Here is a 16190-nt window from a genome sequence, read left to right as displayed (position 1 = left end):
TTACAAGAGTCCTTCCGCCAGGGGGCCCAGCGCGAGTACGGGAAAGTAGGTGAGGGCGGAGACGATGAGCACGGTTCCGCAGAGCAGGCCGACGAAGAGCGGCTTGTGGGTCGGCAGGGTGCCGGCCGTGACGGGGACCTTCTCCTGCGCCGCGAGTGAGCCGGCGAGCGCGAGGACGAACAGGATCGGCAACAACCGGCCGAGCAGCATCGCCACACCGAGCGCGGTGTTGAACCATGGCGTGTTGGCGGTGAGGCCGGCAAACGCCGAGCCGTTGTTGTTGGCCGCGGAGGTGAAGGCGTACAGCACCTCGGAGAAGCCGTGCAGCCCCGGATTCCAGATCGACGTTCCGATCACGCTGTCGCGCACGACGGGGATGCCGAAACTGAGCGCCGTGCCGACGAGCACGAGGGTCGGCGTCGTGAGGATGTAGAGGCTGGCGAGCTTGATCTCGCGGGCGCCGAGCTTCTTGCCGAGGTACTCGGGGGTGCGACCGACCATGAGGCCGGCGATGAACACGGCGAGGATCGCGATGACGAGCATGCCGTAGAGACCGGAACCGACTCCGCCGGGTGCGAGCTCACCGAGCATCATGTTGAGCATTGCCATCCCGCCGCCGAGCGCCGTGAAGCTGTCGTGCATCGAGTTGACGGCGCCGGTGGAGGTGAGCGTGCTCGTCGTTCCGAACAGGGTCGATCCGAGCTCGCCGAAACGCTGCTCCTTGCCTTCCATCGCCCCGCCGGCCAGGCCGGGAGCTGACCCGTTGGCGCTGAGCTCGAAGTAGGTCATCACCGAGAGCGAGAGCACGAAGAACGTGGCCATGGCCGCGAGGATCGCGTAGCCCTGACGGTTGTCGCCGACGATCCGCCCGAAGGTGCGGGGCAGCGCGAAGGGGATGACGAGCATCAGCAGCACCTGCACGACGTTCACCCACGCCGTCGGGTTCTCGAAGGGGTGTGAGGAGTTCGCGTTGAAGAAGCCGCCGCCGTTGGTGCCGAGCAGCTTGATCGCCTCCTGCGAGGCGACCGGGCCGCCCGGGATGGATTGCGTTCCGCCGCTGAGGGTCGTCACCTCCTGGAAGCCGTTCACGTTCTGGATGACGCCACCGATGATCAGCACGACGGCCGAGACCGCGGCGATCGGCAGCAGGATGCGGAGCGAGCCGCGCACGAGGTCGACCCAGAAGTTGCCGATGGTCGGGCTCACGCGGCGTGCGAGGCCGCGCACCAGGGCGATGGCCACAGCGATGCCGACGGCGGCGGACACGAAGTTCTGCACGGCGAGGCCGAGCAGCTGCACGCTGTAGCCCATCGTCGCCTCGGGGGAGTACGACTGCCAGTTCGTGTTGGCCACGAAGGAGATCGCGGTGTTGAACGAGAGCTGCTCGCTGACGGCCGGCAGACCGAGCGACCAGGGGAGGAATGCCTGCAGGCGCTGGAGGCCGTAGACGATCAGGATGCCGACGGCCGAGAACGCGAGAACGCTGCGGAAGTAGATCGGCCAGGTCTGCTCGGAGTCCTGGTCGACACCGATCACCCGGTAGATGCCGCGTTCGACCCGGAGGTGTCTGTGGCTCGTGTAGACGCCGGCCATGTAGTCGCCGAGCGGGCGATAGAGCACCGCGAGCACGAGGGCGACGGTGGCCAGCTGGAGGATGAAGAACATCAGCGGCGCCATCTAGAAGCGCTCCGGCTTCAGCAGGGCGTACACCAGGTAGGCGACGGCGGCCACGGCCAGTGCGGCGCTCAGCAGGTCGAGAGCGGTGCGCAGATCGAATCCGCTCACAGCTTCTCCACCCCCCGTGCGATGAGGGCGACGACTGCGATGAGCAGCACGATGGCGCCGATGAAGACGATGTCGATCACGAGAACTCTCCCGGTAGGGCGGTGCCGGGAGGCATCCCGCCCGGCCGTGGCCGGTGGCCACAGGGAGAGTCAACTGCGTCGGCCGCGCGGGCCAGGGGGTCTTTACGCTTTCCTCACGGCGCGGAGCGGAATCCTCACGCCGGCCTCGCAACCGCGCGCAGGCGGTGGCTACCGGCCGGCGCGGTCAGCGGTGATGAGGAGTGTCTGCACGCGGGGCGCTGCCTCTGGCGTCATCCGAATCTCGACGCGCAGACGGCCGCTGTGGCCGGCGAGGAACCAGACGAGGTGTGCCGGGCCCTCCGACGTCTCCGCTTCGGGCTCGGCCCCGTCCAGGCCACCGATGTCTGCCAGCGCCAGCCGGAGGGCTGAGCGGCGGCGGGCAAGCGGCTGGTCCAATTCGACGTTCTCGGAGAAGAGGGTCGTGGTCAGCGGCTCGGCGAGCGGATCGTCGGCGGTGAGGATGTCGGTGATGCTGTGCTGGGCGGCGCGGGTCTCCGGCCACACGGCGTGTGTCGGCTTCGCCACACGCGTCGCGAGCAGCGCGTCGAATGCCTCCGTCGTGACCTCGGACACGCGTGAGTATGTGGCGTTCTCGAACGCGACCAGGCCGAATCCGTGTTCCAGCGACCAGCGCATGTGCGCCGAGAAACCGGGGTAGCCGCCCGAGTGCGAGATGACACGGCTCGTCGGCGAGTACTGCTCGACGAAGACCCCGAAGCCGTACCCGGTGGGATGCCCCGTCACGTCCTGGTCGATGCGGTGCAGCTGCTGCATCTCCCGCCTGGACGCGGCGCTGAGCACGGCGTCGTCTTCGGCATCCGAGTCTCCCGGGCCGCCGAAGGCGCGTGCCAGCCAGCGCGCCCAGATCGCGAGGTCGGCGACCGTGCTGAACAGCCCGCCGATCGGCGAGAAGGCGCCTGGACCGCTGAGGGGGAGCGGCTCCCAGCCGCCGGCGTGCCTGCGGTGCCCGGTGACGGCGCCGCCGGCGGCCCCCACGGTCTCGTCGAAGCCGGTGGCGGCCAGGCCGAGGGGTTCGAGCAGGCGTTGCTCGACCACGCGGCGGTATGGCTGCCCGGCCGCGACTTCGATCGCCCGCCCGAGCATGGCGTAGCCGAGGTTCGAGTAGGCGAAGCGGGTGCCCGGCTCCGACTCGAAACGCGGCCCAGCGGACAGGAGCGCGTCGAACTCGTCGGCCGTGAGGCTCTCCTGGCGGTCGCCCCACGGGTCATCTGTCGGCAGACCCGCCGACATGGTGAGCAGCATGCGCAGCGTCGGCACCGCCGAGCGGGGCGACGGGAGCCGCTCGAGGTTCAGCGCTGGCAGGAATCGGGTGACGGGGTCATCCAGGCCGAGCAGGCCATCGTCGCGGAGGGCCAACACGGCGGCGGCGGTGAAGCTCTTCGTGCACGAGGCGATGCGGAAGGCGGCATCCGGCGCGGCACCGGCGCTGTTCAGATGCTGCAGGCCGTGGGCGTCGAACACGCCCCATGCCGCGGCCGGCGCCGCGCCGCGGGCGAGGTGCCCCGTGAAGACGGCATCCGTGTCGGCGTGACTGCTGCCCGTCACAGGCTCTGCGCCGTGTGTCGGCCGGCGCTCAGGCCCGCGGCGGCCAGATCGGCCGCACCGAGGATGCCGGCATTGTTGCGGTGGACGGCGGGGATGATCGGCGTCTTCAGATCGAGCAGCGGCAGGAAGTCGGCGTGGTTCTTGGAGACGCCGCCACCGACGATGAAGAGGTCGGGGGAGAAGAGCAGCTCGAGGTGGCTGTAGTAGCGCTGCAGGCGCTCGGCCCAGTCCGCCCAGCTGAGGTCGTCGCGTTCCTTCGCGGAGTACGCCGCCCGGCTCTCGGCGTCGTGGCCGTCCAGCTCGAGGTGGCCGAGCTCCGTGTTCGGAACCAGCACGCCGTTGTACAGCAGCGCCGTGCCGATTCCGGTGCCGAGGGTCGTGAGCAGCACGACGCCCTCGCGGTCCTTGGCGGCTCCGAAGCGCACCTCGGCGTGGCCGGCGGCATCCGCGTCGTTGACGAAGTGGATGGGCACCTGGAGCCGTTCCTCGAAGAGCGACTCGGCGGGGAGGCCGATCCACTCCTCGGAGATGTTCGCGGCGGAGAGCGTGTGGCCGCCCTTGACGACGGCGGGGAAGCAGACGCCGACTGGCAGGGCACCGAACTCCTCGCGGAGCCCCTCAAGCATGCGCACGGTCGCATCGAGGATGTCGGCCGGACGGCCACCGGCGGGGGTGGGAACCTTGCGGCGATCCGAGAGCAGCGCTCCCGTTCCGAGGTCGACAACGGCCCCCTTGATTCCCGTTCCGCCGATGTCGATGCCGATAGCCGTGCGCGCAGTCATAGTGACGAATCTACTGCGTTGCCCTACTGCTGTGCTCTACGGGGTGCTCGGCAGGGTGAGGATGTCCGCACCGCGTTCGGTCACCACGAGGGTGTGCTCGAACTGAGCGGTCATGCTCTTGTCCTTCGTCGTGACGGTCCAGTCGTCGGCCCAGAGATCCCACTCGTGCGTGCCGAGGGTGAGCATGGGTTCGATGGTGAACACCATGCCGACCTCCATCACGTCGTTGTACTCAGGGGCGGAGTCGTAGTGCGGGATGATGAGCCCGCTGTGGAACGCGGATCCGACGCCGTGTCCGGTGAAGTCGCGCACAACGCCGTAGCCGAAGCGCTTCGCGTAGGACTCGATGGTGCGCCCGATCACGTTGACCTCGCGGCCGGGCGCGACGGCCTTGATGCCACGGGCCAGTGCCTCGCGGGTGCGCTCGACGAGCAGCGCGACATCCTCACTCGCCTCGCCGACGATGAAGGTGTGGTTGAGGTCGCCGTGCATCCCGTTCCGGAACGCGGTGACGTCGATGTTGACGATGTCGCCGTTCTCGAGCACGGTGTCGTCGGGGATCCCGTGGCAGACGACCTCGTTGACCGAGGTGCAGCTGGACTTCGGGTAGCCGCGGTAGCCGAGCGTCGACGGGTAGGCATCGTGGGCGAGCAGGTACTCGTGGATGAGCGCGTCCAGCTGCTCCGTCGTGACTCCGGGGGCGATGATCGCGGATGCCGCGGCGATCGCGTCCGCGGCGATCCGGCCGGATTCCCGGATCAGTTCGATCTGCTCCGGCGTGTAGATGTTGCTGCCGGTGTACTCGGCTGGGGCCGCCTTGCCGACGTATTCGGGGCGGGCGATGCGGGTGGGCACGGGGCGTTGGGGCGAGAGTCGCCCGGCAATCAGGTGACCGTTGGAATCCTTGGGCATAGGATCAAGCTTATGACCGAGCGTGGAGACAAACAGTTCTGGTACAACCTGAAGACCGGCGCCGTGGAGTTCGGCTACGCGTCCCCCTCCGTTGATCGTGTGGGCCCATTCCCCACGCACGAGGCTGCGGAGCACGCGCTCGAGAAACTGCGCGCGAACTCCGAGAAGTGGGCCGCGGAAGAGGCCGCAGAAGACAACTAGCGCCGCGCGGTAGAAACCGCGTTCCGCTGCAGTTGTTTCTAGCGCGATGCGCGGTTTCTGCCGCGCACGCCTGTTCTGCACAGACCGCTCGGATGGCGTCCCTCTCCACAACGTCGATCCGAGCCCCTCTGCGCCCGACGGATGCCGTGACACTGAGTTCCATGAGTGAACTCGCAATCGCCGACACTGTCGAGGCTGCTCTCGTGATCGCGCATGTGCACGGCCGTGTCGCACCCATCGACTCACTGCTGCGCACCGAACGCGCGCGAGGCACCGTCGTCAAGCTGCGCCGCGGGCTGTACGCGAGGCGGGAGCTCTGGTTGGGGCTGACGCCGACGCAGCGCTACCAGGCCTTCGTGATCGGGGTTGCGCGCGGAGGGCAGTTCCTACCCGTGCTCTCACACGAGTCGGCCGCGGTGCTGCACGGCCTTCCCCGCATTGAGCCGTGGCCGCGAGACGTCCACGAGCTTGTCGAACGTGGCAGTGGTGGTCGTTCGGCGCCCGGTCGCCAGCGGCACGCCGTCGGCATCGACGACGTCGACGTGATCTGCCGCGACGGCCTGTACCTCACCTCGATAGAGCGGACAGTCGTCGACGTTGCCGCGACCAGCTCGACCTTCAGTGCGGTGGCCGCCATCGATGCGGCGCTGCACGTCGACCGCTTCGGCAGAGCTTCGGCCATGACCACGACCGCAGAGCTGCTCCGCGCATGGGAACGGATGCTGCCGTTTCGTGGCTCGGCGCGGGCGCGTGAACTCATCGAGTTCGGCGACGGCCGCTCGGGATCCGTCAACGAGTCGAACAGTCGGGTGACGATGGCCCAGCTGGGCCTTCCGGTGCCGGAGTTGCAGCGCAGCTGGCAGATCGACGGCGCTGACTATGACTCAGACTTCTACTTCGCCGGCGCCGACGCCATTGGTGAGGCGGACGGCAAGGCCAAGTACACCGATCCGGTTCTGCTCGCCGGCCGTGCCCCTGCCGACGTCGTCTATGCCGAGAAGCTGCGGGAGGACGCGCTGCGACGCCGGACGAGTGCCTTCGCGCGGTGGGACTACGCGGTCGGCATGAGTCTGTCACGCCTGGGTGCGCGCCTGGCCGAGGTCGGCGTGCTGCCGACCGAGCGGCCGCGCCTGCGGGCTACGCGGTAGAAACCGCGTTTCGCCGTAGACGTTGCTGGCGCGAAACGCGGTTTCTACCGCGCAACGGCGGCGAGGGTGGTGGGGCGGCGCTACTCGTAGCTGTGCTCCGGCGCCGGGTAGGCGCCGGCGTCGACGTCGCCGCGGAACTCCGTGACGGCGTCCAGCAGCACCTGACGCACGTTGGCGTACTGTCGCACGAACTTCGGCACGCGGCCGTCGCTCATGCCGGCGAAGTCGGTCCACACGAGCAGCTGGCCGTCGACATCCGGGCCGGCGCCGACACCGATCGTCGGGATGCTGAGCTTGGCCGTCACCGCTGCGGCGGATGTCGCTGGCACCATCTCGAGCACGACGGCGAACGCGCCGGCATCCTGCACGGCCAGGGCGTCACGCATGAGCTGCTCCGCCCCTGCGCCGCGGCCCTGGATCATGTGACCGCCCAGGCCGTGCTCGCTCTGCGGGGTGAAGCCGATGTGGGCCATGACCGGGATGCCGGCCTGCACGATGCGTCGGATCTGCTGCGCACTGCGCTCTCCGCCCTCGAGCTTGACGGCGTGGGCACCCGTCTCCTTCATGAAGCGGATCGCGGTGTGCAGCGCGTCCTCCGGGCCCACCTCGTAGGAACCGAAGGGGAGGTCGGCCACCACGAACGCACGGCGGGCGGCGCGGGCAACGGCGCGAGTCATGGGGATCAGCTCGTCGACGGTGACGGGCAGGGTGGTGTCGTAGCCGAGTACGTTGTTGCCGGCCGAGTCGCCGACGAGCAGGAAGTCGATGCCCGCCTCGTCGAAGATGCGGGCCGTGAGCTGGTCGTAGCTGGTCAGACCGGTGATCTTGATGCCCTGATCCTTGGCGTTCTGGAAGTGGCGGGTGCGCACCCGCTTCGGCCCGGTGGTGTTGGATCCACCGTAGGGATTGACAACTTCAGCTGCGTGATCAGACATGCGGCTCAGTCTAATCACTGGCCCGTGACGATCACTGGCCAGTCGGCCAGCCCGAAGCCCGCCGAAGCACTACTCTGGAATCCAGCGAGAAAGGGCATGAATGGACAAGCAGCGTGACTTCGTTCTTCGAACCATTGAGGAACGGGGCGTCAAATTCATTCGCCTGTGGTTCACCGACGTCGTCGGCACGCTCAAGTCGGTCGCCATCGCGCCGGCCGAGGTGGAGGGTGCATTCACCGAGGGACTCGGCTTCGACGGCTCGGCCATCGAGGGCCTCACCCGCACCTACGAGTCGGACCTGCTCGCGCACCCGGACCCGACGACGTTCCAGATTCTGCCCTGGCGCGGGGACGTCGACCCGACCGCACGCATGTTCTGCGACATCAGCACGCCCGACGGCGTCCCGGCCGTCGCCGACCCCCGCAACGTGCTGAAGCGCACGCTGGAGAAGGCGGCCGACCGCGGCTTCACCTTCTACACGCACCCCGAGATCGAGTTCTACCTGCTCAAGTCGTCCAAGTACGGCAAGAAGGGACCGATCCCGGTCGACTCGGCCGGCTACTTCGACAACGTCCCTGGCGGGACGGCACACGACTTCCGTCGTCGTTCCGTGCGGATGCTGGAAGACCTCGGCATCTCGGTGGAGTTCAGCCACCACGAGGGCGGTCCGGGCCAGAACGAGATCGACCTCCGGTATGCGGACGCGTTGACCACGGCCGACAACATCATGACCTTCCGCACCGTCATCAAGGAGGTGGCGATCGAGCAGGGCGTCTATGCGACGTTCATGCCGAAGCCTTTCTCCGACCACCCCGGTTCCGGCATGCACACGCACATGTCGCTGTTTGAGGGCGATTCGAACGCCTTCTACGAGCCGGGCGCGCAGTACCAGCTCTCCAAGACCGGCCGCCACTTCATCGCCGGCCTGCTCAAGCACGCACCTGAGATCACCGCGGTGACGAACCAGTTCGTCAACTCGTACAAGCGGCTCTGGGGCGGCGACGAGGCGCCCAGCTTCGTCTGCTGGGGCCACAACAACCGTTCGGCGCTCATCCGTGTTCCGCTCTACAAGCCGAACAAGGGTCAGAGCGCCCGCATCGAGTACCGAGCGATCGACTCGGCAGCGAACCCGTACCTCTCCTACTCGCTCATGCTGGCCGCCGGTCTCAAGGGCATCGAGGAGGAGTACGAGCTCCCGGAGGAGGCAGAGGACAACGTCTGGAGCCTCAGCGATTCCGAGCGCCGCGCGCTCGGCTACGCGCAGCTCCCGGCCAGCCTCGACCACGCCATCCAGTACATGGAGGAGTCGGAGCTCGTCGCCGAGACGCTCGGCGAGCAGGTGTTCAACTACGTGCTCATGAACAAGCGCAAGGAATGGCGCGAGTACCGCACGCAGGTGACTCCGTTCGAACTGCGCAACAACCTCGAGATCCTCTAGGACGTCGCCGGCCTGATGAGTTCTGACCGCTTCAGCCTCACCGAGCTCGCGCGCACCGGCTTCCTCGAACTGAGCAGCGCCGCGAACGGGCTGGCCGAGTTCGAGGAGTTGAGCGGGTCATCGGCGCGCGCACTGCTGCCGGACTTCGCGACGGCCGCCGACGTCGACTCCGCCCTCGCGAGCCTGATCGCGCTGTTGCGGCAGTCCCCGGAGCAGACACTCGCGGTGCTGGGTGAGCCGGATGCCGCCAGGCGCCTGATCCGGGTGCTCGGGGCGTCAGAGGGGCTGGCCGAGTTCTTCCTGCGCCGGCCGGACGAGATGAGCGCGGTGGCCCAGCCCCTGTTCGCACCGCCGGCCGAGCGCGAGCTGACGGCCGACATGCTCGCGGCCGTGCACGGCAGCGCCCTCGGCGACACCGCCGGTGACGAGGCGGCCTGGACCCGGCTCCGGGTGCGCTACCGCTGGTGGCTGACCCGGCTCTCCGCCTACGACCTGGAGCAGGGCGATCCGGTCGCCGGCCTCGACGGAGTCGCCCGCGCCCTCGCCGATCTCGCCGGCGCGACGCTGGAGGCCTCGCTCGCCGTCGCCCGCCGCGCCGTCACGATCGCCGACAAGCCGGGCTTCGGCCTCTTCGCCGCCGCCCAGGTCGACGCCACCCGGCTCAGCATCATGGGCATGGGCAAGGCCGGCGCCCGCGAACTCAACTACGTCAGCGATGTCGACGTCATCTTCATCACCGAGGCGGATGACGGCCTCGACAGTGCCCGCGCTGTCGAGATCGCCACCCGCCTGGCCATGCTCACCATGCGCGGTATCTCGGAGGCGCTGGTCGAGCCGCCGCTCTGGGAGGTGGACGCCAACCTGCGCCCAGAGGGCAAGGACGGCGCTCTCGTGCGCACCCTGGAGTCACATCTGGCGTACTACGAGCGCTGGGCGAAGAACTGGGAGTTCCAGGCGCAGCTCAAGGCGCGCCCGCTGGCCGGCGACCGTGAGTTGGGGGAGCGCTACGTGACCGCGATGGCCCCTGCGGTGTGGAACAGCTCCGCCCGTGAGGGCTTCGTCGACTCCGTGCAGCGCATGCGCGAGCGCGTCACAGCGCACATCCCGGACGACGAGGTCGATGTGCAGCTGAAGCTCGGTCCAGGCGGGCTGCGCGACATCGAGTTCACCGTGCAGCTGTTGCAGCTCGTCCACGGCCAGAGCGACGAATCGGTGCGCCAGCTCGGCACGCTGCCTGCGCTCGTCTCGCTGGCGGAGGGCGGCTACATCGGCCGCGTCGAGGCGGCCGAGTTCTCGCAGGACTACCGCGTGCTCCGCCTGCTCGAGCACCGGCTCCAGCTGCAGCGCCTGCGCCGTACCCACCTGATGCCGCGCGACGCCGACGCCCTGCGCGTCCTGGCCAGGGCGAGCGGGCTGGCCTCGAGCGCGAGCGAGCTCAGCGCGCTCCGCGCTGCAGGCAAGCTGCGCGTGCGCGGTCTGCACGAGCGCCTGTTCTACCGTCCGCTGCTCTCGGCGGTCGCCGCGCTGCCGGCCGAGGGACTCAATCTCACGAGCGCGCAGGCCGAGGCGCGGCTGGCCGCGATCGGCTTCCTCGACCCCCGCGGGGCACTCGCGCACATCGCGGCGCTCACTGCTGGAGTGTCGCGCCGGGCCACCATTCAACGCCACCTCTTGCCCGTGATGCTGCAGTGGTTCGCCGACGGCGCAGACCCTGACTACGGCCTGCTCGCGTTCCGCCGCCTGAGCGACAGCCTGGGCGGCACCCACTGGTTCCTGCGCATGCTGCGCGATTCCTCCGGGGCTGCAGAGCGGCTCACCAAGGTGCTCTCCGGATCGCGTTTCATCGGCGAACTCCTCGAGCTCACCCCCGAGTCCGTCGCCTGGCTCGAAGACGAGGACGATCTGCGCCCGCGAACGCGCGCGGCCCTGGCCGACGAGACGCGCGCTGTGCTGGCGCGGCACGCGAGTGCGGATGCCGCGGCCGCTGTGCTGCGCGGCATCCGCCGCCGTGAGGTGCTGCGCCTCGCCTTCTCGGCCACCCTCGACCTCTGCAGCGTCGAAGAGCTCGGACTCGGCCTCAGCGACGTCACGGAAAACCTCATCGACGGGCTCGTCCGCGCGATCCGTGCCCCGGCGAACGGAACCGTCACGGGCGCAGCCGACGACGGCATCGAGTTCGCCGTCATCGCGATGGGGCGGTTCGGCGGGCAGGAACTCGGTTTCGGCTCCGACGCCGACGTGATGTACGTCTACCGACCGGCCGGGCTCGCCCCAGAGCAGGCGCAGTACCGCTCGCAGCACATCGTCGCCGAGCTCAAGCGCCTGAGCGAGGACAGCCGCCTGCCGCTCGACCTCGATGTCGGGCTGCGGCCGGAGGGGAAGAACGGCCCGGTCACGCGCTCGCTCGACTCCTACCGGGCGTACTACGCCCGCTGGTCGCTCACGTGGGAGGCGCAAGCCCTGCTCCGCGCCCGCGGCGCCGTCGGGGATGCGGCGCTCCTCCGCGACTTCATTGCTGTCGCGGACGCCGTGCGCTACCCGGTCGCGATCGCCGAGAGTGCGGTGCGCGAGGTCAAGCGCATCAAGGCCAGGGTCGAGAGCGAGCGGCTGCCCCAGGCCGCCGATCCGCTGCGGCACCTGAAGCTCGGCCGTGGTTCGCTCAGCGACGTCGAGTGGTTCGTGCAACTGCTGCAGCTGCAACACGGCGCGGCCATTCCCGCGCTGCGCACCCCGTCGACCCTCATCGCGCTGGCGGAGGCGACGGATGCCGGCCTCGTGCCGGCCGCGGATGCCGCGACGCTCCGCGCCGCCTGGTTGCTGGCGTCACGGGCGCGGTCGGCGATGACGCTCTGGACCAACAAGACTAGCGACATCCTGCCGCGCGACCGCATTCAGTTGGGCGGGGTCGCCCGGCTCCTGAACTACCCTCCCGGTGCGGCGAACCAGCTGGAGGAGGACTATCTGGCGCTCACCCGCCGAGCGCGGGCCGTCTTCGAGCGCGAGTTTTACGGCGTCCCTGAGCGGGGAACGCCCACCGGTTGAACGCCGAGAACCGGCCGGGGCCAGTCGGCTACTTGTCTGTCTTGTGAATGGCGTCGGACGCCGTGTTCATGTCCAGACTGGGGTCGTGGTGCTTGGCGTGCTTCTCGGCCCGCTTCTGTTTCAAGGTCTTGGCCGGCGCCTTCTTGGCGTGGTGTGAGTGTGGCGATTTGTCAGGCATCGTACTCTCCGATTCGCTTGAACTTCCTTCAGGTCTACACCGCCGGGCCGCGGACGGCAACGGCACGCAGGATGTGCACGACGCGCCCGCTCCATACGCAATCACGTTGCATCCTGGCGCCGAAATGCGCACCGGAAAGGGCTTGTCTGCTGGGGCTGCTCGACCTATCCTCGGCAGTCGAGAGCGCAATCCTGAGCGCGATCGAGAGAACGCGGAGGTGCCAATCATGAGTGATTTCGCCGCTGAGGACGACGTCGAAACCATCGGGCCGGATGGTGTTTTCGACGATGTCGGTGAGGACGCGGAGCCCTACGACGAAGACGATCTCGACGCGTGGGATGAGGAAACCGAAGCCTTCGATTCTGAGCGCGATGGGGAGTAGGTTGTGACTATGACTGATGAAGCGAAGCGGGAATCCGGATCAGGGCTCGACCCGAAGTTGGAAGCGGAAATTCAGGCCGAGGAGATTGAGGCCGAGGAACTGGAGGAGTTCGAACGGGGGCAGAACACCAGCTACGGGGGATTCTTCCCCGGCGAGAGCAACCTCCATGAGATGGGTGGCCTGTAGGTCGCTGTTGACATGACGAAGGGCCCGCATCCGGTTGGATGCGGGCCCTTCGTCATGCTTCGCTAGTGCTTAGACGCCGTAGTAGAGCTCGAACTCTTCGTTGGTAGCGCTGATTGCCACCACGTCTGTTTGCCGCCAGAAATCGGGCGCGGGATAAGCCACCACCGAACAACGAGGAGGCCGCCACCAGCCAGGAACGTGCTTGAAGCGATGAATCAGTAGGCGTGGGTGGTCATCGTGGGAAAGGTTGCGAGTGGCTGGCCAGGTGGTAGCCCCAAACGGCGACGAGTTCGGTGATTCGAGATTCGACCGCCTCCTCCATTGCGACCACCACTTATGGGTGGAGACTAGCTCCAGCAGCGACGGAAAACGCCCACCTTCCGAAGAAGGTGGGCGTCTCATCGCTTGTCTCGAGTCAGCCGTAGTACTTGACGCCTGAAACGATTTGGTTCCCGGGGATACCGAGAACTGCACAGAACGTGTCGAGTTCGGCACGCGTCTGGACAGCAAGCGGTCGACCGGAGAGGCGGACGGCACGATCTACGTCCGTCATGTTGCCAAGGTGAACGATTGTCTTGCGAGCGATCCAATACACGCCACCCGCGCCAGCTCCGCTAGCGATTTGAACTACGAGGCCCATTTCTTCTCCAAATCCGATTGGGTTGTTAGGTGTTACGCCCCCTGTGAGGCGAGCATTGATGTGAGCGATTGGGTCAAAGTGGTCGATGAAGTAGCCGCCATTGCCGAGTGCGCCCCCGAGGTTCGCCCCGATTGACAAGTGCAAGTGAGCGGCGACGCCACCCGACGTGCCAACGCGACCAATCGTCTGGCCAAGCATCACGGGATCCCCAGTTCCGATTGGCGACTGTTCGGCCATGTGGGAGTAACCGGAGTAGTAGCCGTCCGCGTGCCTGATTACGACGCGATTGCCAAGTCCGGAGTCCTTGTATTCGATCCATCCGTCCGCAACCGCAGCGATATTCTTGCCGTAGCTTGCGAGAGGTCCGTTGAAGTCAACGCCGCGATGCCTCCCAAGCTGCTGTGTGAGGCGAAAGTCGTTCGGGCCGTAGGTGTTGTACTTGTCCGTGGCGTCGTATGCGCTTATCGGGAACGGGAACTGATAGGTCGTTGCCGCGCTTGCTGACGGCACCTCGCCAATCAGTTCACCAAAGCCAAGTGCAACCATCGCAGCAATTGCGCCTGATCCTGCGACCATCGCCCTGCGGCTGATCAACCCGTTTTCGGATTCATCCACACTGTCTCCTTCGTATCAGTTGACGACCCTGTCTTTGTCCGACAGACCACAGATTGGCGGAGCCGGTCGGAGCAGTAAAGCCGGTATATATTGCGGCTATTGACGAAGGAATGTTTCCGCTAACATCGTTGCCCGGTTTCGCAGATTGACGTGCGCAGAACCGGAGCCCCCATCGCGCCCGGTATCGGGATGCGGAAGGCTAAGGAGCACTCGCGGCAGTTCCGGTTCAAGACGTACTCGCGCGAGGCTGCAGCTGCAGGTGAGCAGATCGCGCAGGAGTGGCTCGACGAGGTCACCACGGTAAGGGAGTGGTGCCAACTCTGACTGAAGGGCTACGCGAACAATCGCGCCTCAACGGTGAGGCAGGCGAAGAGCCACGTCAAGCACATCGAAGCCGAGTTCGACTCTTGGCTGCTGTCCAGCGTGCGCCCATCTGAGGTGAAGGCGTGGACGGCGAAGCTCAAGACTGGCGGACTCGCGGACTCCACCGTGTATGCCCTCCACGAGCGCCTCTCTCACATCGCCTACGGCCGCCGGGTTGCCCAGTACACGATCGAGACGGAATGGCACCGGGCTCCTGCCACCGTCGAGGGGCTGCCTAAGGGGTTCCGGATCCCCGACCTGCGCCACTACTTCGCGTCGCTGCTGATCGCTGCCGGGCTCGACGTGAAGGTCGTCCCGGCAAGTCTGCGCCACGCGTCCGCGAAGACGACGATCGACGTCCACGGTCGCTTGCGTCCAGAGAAAGACGAGTCCGCACGATCTGCCGTCGGTGACGTTTCGCAGATCGTGCGGACTCGTTGCGGACTGAAGCAGCTTCAGCCCAGTGAATCAGTGGGGAAGTGACTACACCCCGTAGTAGAGCTCGAACTCGAAGGGGTGCGGGCGCTGCTGCAGCGGCTTGATCTCCTTCTCGCGCTTGTAGTCGAGCCACGTCTCGATGAGCTCGGGCGTGAAGACGTTGCCCTGCAGCAGGAAGTCGTGGTCGGCCTCGAGCGCGTCGAGCGCCTCCTCGAGCGACGCGGGCAGCTGCGGGATCGCCTTGGCCTCCTCGGGCGGAAGCTCGTAGAGGTCCTTGTCGACGGGCTCGTGCGGCTCGATGCGGTTCTTGATGCCGTCGAGGCCGGCCATCAGCTGGGCGGCGAAGGCGAGGTACGGGTTGCTCGCGCCATCCGGAACGCGGAACTCGATGCGCTTGGCCTTCGGGTTCGTTCCCGTGATCGGGATGCGGATGCAGGCGGAACGGTTGCCGGCCGAGTAGACCAGGTTCACGGGAGCCTCGAAGCCGGGAACCAGGCGACGGAAGGAGTTGACGCTGGGGTTCGTGAACGCGAGCACGGCCGGAGCGTGCTTCAGCAGACCACCGATGTACCAGCGGGCGATGTCGGAGAGTCCGCCGTAGCCGGACTCGTCGTAGAACAGCGGCTCGCCGTTGGACCACAGCGACTGGTGCGTGTGCATGCCGGAGCCGTTGTCGCCGAAGAGCGGCTTCGGCATGAAGGTGGCCGTCTTGCCCCACTGGTGTGCGGTGTTCTTGACGATGTACTTGAACTTCAGGATGTCGTCGGCCGCGTGCACCATGGTGTCGAAGCGGTAGTTGATCTCGCCCTGGCCGGCGGTGCCGACCTCGTGGTGGCTGCGCTCGAGGATCAGGCCGGCGTCGATCAGCTTGAGGCTGATGTCGTCGCGGAGGTCGGCGTGCTGGTCGACGGGGCTGACGGGGAAGTAGCCACCCTTGAACGGCGTGGTGTTTCCGAGGTTGCCGCCCTCGATCTGCTTGCCGGAGTTCCAGGCGCCCTCGCTGGAGTCGACCGAGTAGAAGCTCGTGTGCTGGTTGACCTCGTAGCGCACGTCGTCGAAGATGTAGAACTCGGCCTCAGGGGCGAAGAACGCGGTGTCGGCGATGCCGGTGGATGCCAGGTACTTCTCGGCCTTGCGGGCAACCTGGCGCGGGTCCTTCGAGTAGATCTCGCCGTTGCGCGGGTTGTAGATGTCGAAGAGCATCACCAGGGTGAGCTCCTTGCGGAAGACGTCGATGTACGCGGTGGTCACATCGGGGATGAGCTGCAGGTCCGACTCGTGGATCGACGCGAAGCCGCGGATCGAGGAGCCGTCGAAGAGCTGACCGACGGTGAAGAACTCCTCATCGACGGAGGATGCCGGGATGTTGAAGTGCTGCTGCACACCGGGAAGATCGGTGAAACGAATGTCAAGGAACTTGACGTCGTTTTCCTTGATGTAGCTGAGCACCTCAGATGAATCGCTGAACATGTAGGACTTCTCCCAGATCTGGAACCGAA

At 67.0% G+C, this 16190-nt stretch carries 16 protein-coding genes; 7 read left to right on the top strand and 9 right to left on the bottom strand.

The window, feature by feature from the left end; genetic code table 11:
* From kdpA to map, 5 genes are all read right to left on the bottom strand, one after another.
* Nucleotides 1–1665 (bottom strand): potassium-transporting ATPase subunit KdpA, encoded by a 1665-nt coding sequence (kdpA, locus tag EV379_RS08015; protein ID WP_242616290.1) that lies wholly within the window; start codon nt 1663–1665, stop codon nt 1–3.
* Between the two features lie 12 nt (nt 1666–1677).
* Entirely contained in the window at nt 1678–1785 is a 108-nt protein-coding gene (gene kdpF / locus EV379_RS08010) for a K(+)-transporting ATPase subunit F (RefSeq protein ID WP_242616289.1), read from the bottom strand.
* Between the two features lie 248 nt (nt 1786–2033).
* On the bottom strand, nt 2034–3431 hold the full coding sequence (locus tag EV379_RS08005) for a serine hydrolase domain-containing protein (RefSeq protein ID WP_130505675.1): 1398 nt from the start codon (nt 3429–3431) through the stop codon (nt 2034–2036).
* Nucleotides 3428–4213, bottom strand: coding sequence for a polyphosphate--glucose phosphotransferase (gene ppgK, locus EV379_RS08000; RefSeq protein ID WP_130505674.1), 786 nt, complete (start codon nt 4211–4213; stop codon nt 3428–3430). Before ppgK ends, EV379_RS08005 begins: the two co-directional genes overlap by 4 nt.
* Before the next feature lie 36 nt (nt 4214–4249).
* Entirely contained in the window at nt 4250–5125 is an 876-nt protein-coding gene (gene map, locus EV379_RS07995) for a type I methionyl aminopeptidase (protein ID WP_130505673.1), read from the bottom strand.
* Between the two features lie 12 nt (nt 5126–5137).
* On the opposite strand from map, the gene EV379_RS07990 reads away from it, so the two are divergent.
* Together EV379_RS07990 and EV379_RS07985 are read left to right on the top strand one after the other, a co-directional pair.
* Nucleotides 5138–5326 (top strand): SPOR domain-containing protein, encoded by a 189-nt coding sequence (locus EV379_RS07990; protein WP_130505672.1) that lies wholly within the window; start codon nt 5138–5140, stop codon nt 5324–5326.
* Nucleotides 5327–5487: 161 nt separating this feature from the next.
* Nucleotides 5488–6474, top strand: a complete 987-nt coding sequence (locus tag EV379_RS07985; protein ID WP_130505671.1) for a hypothetical protein — start codon at nt 5488–5490, stop codon at nt 6472–6474.
* An 80-nt stretch (nt 6475–6554) separates the two neighbouring features.
* On the opposite strand, the gene panB is transcribed toward EV379_RS07985, so the two are convergent.
* Nucleotides 6555–7409 carry a 3-methyl-2-oxobutanoate hydroxymethyltransferase gene (gene panB / locus EV379_RS07980; RefSeq protein ID WP_130505670.1) on the bottom strand — a complete coding sequence of 285 codons (855 nt, stop codon included), beginning with the start codon at nt 7407–7409 and terminating at the stop codon, nt 6555–6557.
* A 100-nt stretch (nt 7410–7509) separates the two neighbouring features.
* Between panB and glnA (EV379_RS07975) the strand changes: the two genes are divergently transcribed.
* A complete protein-coding gene (glnA, locus tag EV379_RS07975) occupies nt 7510–8847 on the top strand; it encodes a type I glutamate--ammonia ligase (RefSeq protein WP_130505669.1) in 1338 nt (445 codons plus the stop codon).
* Nucleotides 8848–8862: 15 nt separating this feature from the next.
* Nucleotides 8863–11889 carry a bifunctional [glutamine synthetase] adenylyltransferase/[glutamine synthetase]-adenylyl-L-tyrosine phosphorylase gene (locus EV379_RS07970; RefSeq protein WP_130505668.1) on the top strand — a complete coding sequence of 1009 codons (3027 nt, stop codon included), beginning with the start codon at nt 8863–8865 and terminating at the stop codon, nt 11887–11889.
* A gap of 28 nt (nt 11890–11917) precedes the next feature.
* On the opposite strand, the gene EV379_RS17210 is transcribed toward EV379_RS07970, so the two are convergent.
* Nucleotides 11918–12067 carry a hypothetical protein gene (locus EV379_RS17210; protein WP_165397323.1) on the bottom strand — a complete coding sequence of 50 codons (150 nt, stop codon included), beginning with the start codon at nt 12065–12067 and terminating at the stop codon, nt 11918–11920.
* On the opposite strand from EV379_RS17210, the gene EV379_RS17295 reads away from it, so the two are divergent.
* Complete coding sequence (locus EV379_RS17295) at nt 12057–12449, top strand: hypothetical protein (RefSeq protein ID WP_207226213.1); 393 nt, start codon at nt 12057–12059, stop codon at nt 12447–12449. The genes EV379_RS17210 and EV379_RS17295 overlap by 11 nt on opposite strands.
* 9 nt (nt 12450–12458) lie before the next feature.
* Nucleotides 12459–12635 carry a hypothetical protein gene (locus tag EV379_RS17200; RefSeq protein WP_165397321.1) on the top strand — a complete coding sequence of 59 codons (177 nt, stop codon included), beginning with the start codon at nt 12459–12461 and terminating at the stop codon, nt 12633–12635.
* 415 nt (nt 12636–13050) lie between these two features.
* Here EV379_RS17200 and EV379_RS07965 read toward each other — a convergent pair whose 3' ends face one another.
* On the bottom strand, nt 13051–13890 hold the full coding sequence (locus EV379_RS07965) for a M23 family metallopeptidase (RefSeq protein WP_130505667.1): 840 nt from the start codon (nt 13888–13890) through the stop codon (nt 13051–13053).
* Nucleotides 13891–14247: 357 nt separating this feature from the next.
* Here EV379_RS07965 and EV379_RS07960 point away from each other — a divergent pair, with 357 nt between their 5' ends.
* Complete coding sequence (locus EV379_RS07960; RefSeq protein ID WP_165397320.1) at nt 14248–14736, top strand: site-specific integrase; 489 nt, start codon at nt 14248–14250, stop codon at nt 14734–14736.
* On the opposite strand, the gene glnA (EV379_RS07955) is transcribed toward EV379_RS07960, so the two are convergent.
* The gene (gene glnA, locus EV379_RS07955) at nt 14737–16161 is read right to left on the bottom strand and encodes a type I glutamate--ammonia ligase (RefSeq protein ID WP_130505665.1); all 1425 of its coding nucleotides are present in this window, start codon (nt 16159–16161) and stop codon (nt 14737–14739) included.
* Nucleotides 16162–16190: the final 29 nt, after the last annotated feature.

The sequence above is a fragment of the Microterricola gilva genome (assembly GCF_004217495.1).
GTDB lineage: Bacteria > Actinomycetota > Actinomycetes > Actinomycetales > Microbacteriaceae > Microterricola > Microterricola gilva.
This window is presented reverse-complemented; position numbering and strand designations above follow the sequence as displayed.